This window comes from Amycolatopsis sp. NPDC004747, from assembly GCF_053601335.1.
This window is the reverse complement of sequence record NZ_JBSGBQ010000070.1, coordinates 1-5,629: the sequence shown is the minus strand read 5'-3', so window position 1 is coordinate 5,629 and position 5,629 is coordinate 1. Positions and strand designations below refer to the sequence as shown.

Annotated in this window: 3 protein-coding genes; 1 reads left to right on the top strand and 2 read right to left on the bottom strand. The window is 72.1% G+C overall.

Going from position 1 to position 5,629, the window contains the following annotated elements; translation table 11 throughout:
• Nucleotides 1–47 precede the first annotated feature (47 nt).
• Nucleotides 48–1,613 carry a beta-N-acetylhexosaminidase gene (locus tag ACWEGE_RS46770; RefSeq protein ID WP_449666978.1) on the bottom strand — a complete coding sequence of 522 codons (1,566 nt, stop codon included), beginning with the start codon at nucleotides 1,611–1,613 and terminating at the stop codon, nucleotides 48–50.
• A 65-nt stretch (nucleotides 1,614–1,678) separates the two neighbouring features.
• Nucleotides 1,679–3,589 (bottom strand): propionyl-CoA synthetase, encoded by a 1,911-nt coding sequence (locus ACWEGE_RS46765; RefSeq protein ID WP_449666979.1) that lies wholly within the window; start codon nucleotides 3,587–3,589, stop codon nucleotides 1,679–1,681.
• A 143-nt stretch (nucleotides 3,590–3,732) separates the two neighbouring features.
• Between ACWEGE_RS46765 and ACWEGE_RS46760 the strand changes: the two genes are divergently transcribed.
• A complete protein-coding gene (locus ACWEGE_RS46760) occupies nucleotides 3,733–5,508 on the top strand; it encodes a serine/threonine-protein kinase (protein ID WP_449666977.1) in 1,776 nt (591 codons plus the stop codon).
• The last annotated feature ends 121 nt before the right edge of the window (nucleotides 5,509–5,629 follow it).

The following is a 5,629-nucleotide window of genomic DNA, read 5'->3' as shown; positions in this document are numbered from 1 at the left end:
GGCGGGTTGGAACCCGCCTTACCACTCACGACAAGGTGACCACCCACCTACTTCCAGTCGACCTGCGGCGAGCGGTAGAAGTCGATCCCCTGCGCCACCCAGCGCGGCGCCTGCTTCGCCAGCCGCGCGCGGTAGGCGTCCCAATTGTGGGTCGACTTCGGGGACCAGCCGATCTCCGCGATCCCCGGCAGCCGCGGGAACGCCATGTACTCGATGTCGTTGCTGGTCCGGATCGTCTCGGTCCACAGCGGCGCCTCGACCCCGGCGACCTGGCTCTCGCCGACGCCGTTCACCAGCGTCGCCGGGTCCCAGTTGTAGCCATCGCGAACCTCGATCAACGCGGCCCAGTCCTGGCCGAGCGGCGTCTGCTCGGTGTACTTCATGTCGAGGTACGCGAAGTTCGCCGGCGACATGAGGATCTTGTTGCCGCGCGCCGCGGCCGCGGCGACGTCCGGGTTGTCGCCGCCGAAGTCCCAGTACTGCGGGACCGCCGACACCGGCGGGACGGACTTGGCGATCTCGTGCCAGCCGGTGACCTTCTTGCCGTACTTGGCGACGATCGGCTGCACCTTCCGCTCGAAGGTCAGGTAGTCGGCGGGCGGCGTCGAGTGGGCCTCGTCGCCGCCGATGTGCAGGTACGGGCCGGGGGTCAGGGCCGCCAGCTCGCGCACGACGTCTTCGACGAACTTGTACGTGATCGGCGAAGAGATGCACAGCGAGCTGTAACCGACCTCGGTGTCCGTGCGGACCGGGACGGCCTTGCCGTCGCAGTTCAGCTCCGCGTAGGTCGACTGCGCCGCGTTCGTGTGGCCCGGCATGTCGATCTCCGGGATCACCGTGATGTGCCGCGAAGCCGCGTACGCGACGATGTCCTTGTACTGCGCTTGGGTGTAGTAGCCGCCCGGGTCGCCGTCGACGGCCGTCTTGCCGCCGACCGTCGCCAGCTTCGGCCAGCTCTTGATCTCGATCCGCCAGCCCTGGTCGTCGGCCAGGTGCAGGTGCAGCGTGTTGACCTTGTACTGGGCGATCTGGTCGATGTAGAGCTTCACCTGGTCGGGGCGGAAGAAGTGCCGGGCGACGTCGAGCATCGCGCCGCGCTCGGCGAAGCGCGGGTAGTCGAGGATCGTGCCGCCGGCGACGGTCCACGTCCGGTGCTGCACGCGCTGGGCGTCGATCGCCGACGGGAGCAGCTGCCGCAGCGACTGCACGCCCTCGAAGAGCCCGTCCGCGGTGTTGGCGGTCAGCGTGACGCCGTCGCGCGCGACCTTCAGCTGGTAACCCTCGGTGCCGATCCGCGGGTCGTGGCCCAGCTTCAGCGCGATCGCGGGCAGGCCGGCCGCGTGCGGCACGACCGGCAGCGGGTAGCCGGTGGCCGGGCGGAGCAGGCCGCGCAGGTAGTCCGCGACCTGGCCGGACCCGCGGTCGGCGGTGATCACGGTGGCCGGCGTCAGCTTGAAGTCGCCGCGAGGATCGGCTTTCGCCGAGACGGGCGCGGGGACGACGTCGGTCACGCTGCGTTCGGGAGCGGCCGGGGCGGCCGCGGCGGAAGCGGGCAGGCCGGCGGCCGTGAGACTCACGACGGCCGCGGTCAGGACGGCTCTGGACAAGCGCATCGAAGCACCTCCGGTCGGGGACTCCCTGCAAAGGTACAGACCAGCGGGGGCATTTGGAACAGCTCTTAACGAAGGGCGGCCCGGATGGCCTCCAGGACGCTCGGGTCCTCGATCGTGGAGGGCGCCGCCTCGTCGCGGCCGTCGGCGATCGCGCGCATCGTCTTGCGCAGGATCTTCCCCGACCGCGTCTTCGGCAATGCGTCCACAATGGACACGTCACGGAAGGCGGCGACCGGGCCGATGTCCCGGCGGACCATCGCCACGAGTTCCGCGCGCAGCTGCTCCGGGTCGATGTCCGCGCCCGCTTTGAGCACCACGAACCCGCGCGGGAGCTGCCCCTTGAGCTGGTCGGCGACGCCGATCACGGCGCACTCGGCGACCGCCGGGTGCGCGGCCAGCACGGCCTCCATCGACCCGGTGGACAGCCGGTGGCCGGCGACGTTGATGACGTCGTCGGTCCGGCCCATGACGAACAGGTAGCCGTCTTCGTCGAAGTAACCGGAGTCGCCGGTCAGGTAGTGGCCCTCGTAGCGCGAAAGGTAGGCCTCGCGGTAGCGCTCGTCATCGCCCCAGAGCGTCGGCAGCGAACCCGGCGGCAGGGGCAGCTTCACCGTGACGGCGCCCTCGCGCCCGGCCGGCAGCTCCTCGCCGGCCTGGTCGAGGATGCGGACGTCCCAGCCGGGGACCGGCCTGGTCGCCGACCCGGCCTTGACCTCCATCGGCTCCAGGCCGCGCGGGTTGGCGGCGATCGGCCAGCCGGTCTCGGTCTGCCACCAGTGGTCGACGACCGGGACGCCGAGCTTCTCGTGCGCCCAGTGGTAGGTCTCCGGGTCGAGCCGCTCGCCGGCCAGGAACAGCGTCCGGAACTGCTTCAGCTCGTACTTCTCCAGCTCACGGGCGTCCGGGTCGACCTTCTTGACCGCCCGCAGCGCGGTCGGCGCGGTGAACAGCGCCTGGACGCCGTGCTCGGCGATGACCCGCCAGAACGCGCCCGCGTCCGGCGTGCCGACGGGCTTGCCTTCGTACATCACGGTCGTCGCTCCGACGAGCAGCGGCGCGTACACGATGTAGGAGTGCCCGACGACCCAGCCGACGTCGGACGCGGTCCACCAGACGTTACCCGCGTGGACGTCGTAGACGGCGTCCATCGAATAGGCGAGCGCGACGGCGTGGCCGCCGGTGTCGCGCACGACGCCCTTCGGCTTCCCGGTCGTCCCGGACGTGTAGAGGATGTACAGCGGGTCGGTGGCCGCGACCGGCACCGGGTCGGCCGGGTCGGCGCCCGCCGCCAGCTCACGCCAGTCGAGGTGGCGGCCCGCGGTGGCCGGCGCCTGCTCGCGCTGGAGCATGACGACGTGGTCGGGTTGGTGCTCGGTCATCCCGAGGGCGGCTTCGACGATCGGCTGGTACTCCACGATCCGCGTCGGCTCGATGCCGCAGGACGCCGCCAGGATGACCTTGGGCTTCGCGTCCTCGATCCGCGCGGCGAGCTCCTTCGGCGCGAAGCCGCCGAAGACCACCGAGTGCACCGCGCCGATCCGCGCGCAGGCCAGCATCGCGACCGCGGCCTCCGGCACCATCGGCAGGTAGACGATCACGCGGTCACCCTTCGTGACCCCGAGGGAGCTGAGCGCGCCGGCGAAGCGCGCGACCGTGTCGCGGAGCTCTTCGTAGGTGTAAGTCCGTTTCCGTCCGGTCACGGGAGAGTCCCAGATCAGCGCGGCCTGGCTGCCGCGGCCGGCCTCGACGTGCCGGTCCAGCGCGTTGTACGAGGTGTTCAGCTCCGCGTCCGGGAACCACCGGAAGAAGGGCGGGTGGGCGTCGTCCAGCGCCCGCTCCGGTGGCCTGGTCCAGCTGATCGACTGGGCCGCGGCCAGCCAGAACGCGTCCCGCTCGGCCAGGCTGCGCCGGTAGGCTTCGGAGTACGCGCCCATGCTCGGCTCCTTCGCGTCGGACGTTGCGCCGACCCCCATCATGGCGTGGGAGCGGTGGGCGCGCCGGATTCCGCGGGCGCGAAGACCCGGCAACCTCACGGAGCCCGGGAGCGTCCTAAGCTGGACCGCGGGAAATGCCGCGTGTCGGCCACGAAGTGAACACGGACAGTGAGGGGAGCCCGGCGGTGAACGGACTCGCGAGCGCGTTGCTCTCGCTAGCCCATTCCTTGTTCGGCCCGGGCTTCTGCCCCGGCGAATGGGTGTGGGCCACGAGTGCGGCCGGTGCGCTCGTCGCGCTGGTCCCGCCGGCCGGCGCGGTCGTCGTGTCGATCATCCGGAAGGGCACCGGCAACCGCTACGACGCCACGACGCTGTCGGTGTTCGGCGCGATCGGGCTGGTCAGCGCGCTGGTGCTGCCGTGGCTGCTGGCGAACGGCGTCTCGGGGGTCTACCGGGCGGCGTTCGCGGGCGAGAAGTCCGGCCTGAGCCGGCAGGAGCTGGACTCGCTCAACGGCGTCGGCGGCTGCTGGGTCACCGGCAGCCAGACGAAGTACCTCGGCGGCGGCCAGACCGTCTACGACGTGCTGTTCGCCAAGAACGGCAGCGACCTCCCGTTCATCGTCTACCTGGTCGCCTTCGCGGTGCTGGGCGCCGGCTCGCTGTTCTTCGTGATCCTGCAGGGCCGCACGGCCTTCCGCCGCGGCCCGAAGTGGCCGTCGCGGTTCTTCTGGATCCCGTTCGCCGCGATGCTCGTGTTCAGCGTCGGCATGGAGGCGAACACCGCGCTGCACTTCTGGCTCGGCTTCCTGCCGTTCAGCGTGCTCGGCCTGATCCCGGTCGCGATGGTCGGCCCGCCGCCGTGGTCGGTGATCAACCGGTCGGACCGGTCGGACGAGCCGCCGCCGCGCCGCGAGCCGGAGCCGCACCGGCAGCCGCCGTCGCAGGTCCAGCCGCGCCCGACCCCGCCGCCCCCGCCGCCGCCCCCGGTCAACCGGCCGTACCCGAAGACGGCGCTGGCCTCCGCGCCCGAGCCGCCGTCCCCGCCGGGAGGCATGCTGGCCGCGGCACCGGGCCCGATCCCGCCGCCGCCCGGCTCCCGCAACGCCGGCGGCAGCCGCTACCGCCGCGTCAAGCAGCTCGGCGCGGGCGGGTTCGGCACGGTCTGGCAGGCCGTCGACACCCAGCTGAACCGCACGGTCGCGCTGAAGATCGCGCACGCGCCGGACCGCGACACCGCCGAGCGCATGCAGCGCGAGGCCCGCGCGCTGGCCGTGGTCAGCCACCCGAACTGCGTCAAGGTGTACGACCTCGCCGAGGAGCCGGACGGCCTGGCGCTGGTGATGGAGTACCTCGAGGGCCGTCCGCTGGCCGAGCTGGTCGACGGCCAGGGCCCGCTCGACGACGTCGCCGCGGGCCGCCTGTGGGCGACGATGGCGGGCGCGCTGGCGGCGGCGCACGAGAAGGGCGTCCTGCACCGGGACATCAAGCCGTCGAACATCGTCCTCGACCCCAGCGGCCTCGCCCACCTCATCGACTTCGGCATCGCCCGCAGCCAGGGCGACTCGAAGATGACGGCCACCGGGATGATGATCGGCACGCCGGACTTCGTCGCCCCGGAGCAGGCGATGGGCGCCACGGCATCCCCGGCGTCGGACGCGTGGCAGCTGGCGGCGACGATCAGCTACGCGCTGTCCGGCCAGCCCCCGCGCGGAACCCGGGAGACGCCGATGGCGGCGTTGATGGCCGCGGCCCGCGCCGAGCCGGTGTCCCGCCTGCCGCAGCGCAGCGCCCACGCCCGGCTGCTGGCGGCGTCCCTGGACCCAGAGCCGCGCCGCCGCCCGACGTTGAACGCGGTCCGCCGTGAGGTCGAGGGCTGGCTGTCGCGGGCGGGCAAGTCCGCGGACGGCCCGGTGACGCGGGTCGTGCCGCGCCAGCCGGGGAGCCAGCTGCCCCGCCGCTAACCGGGTAATGCGTGACTCGGTTGGGGCGGGCGAAGCCCAGAAATCATGGAGCTGGGTGGTCATCCCGTCGCCTGAGGCCGTCAAATCACTTTGAGCCGGGCCCGCAACCCACAGACCAACG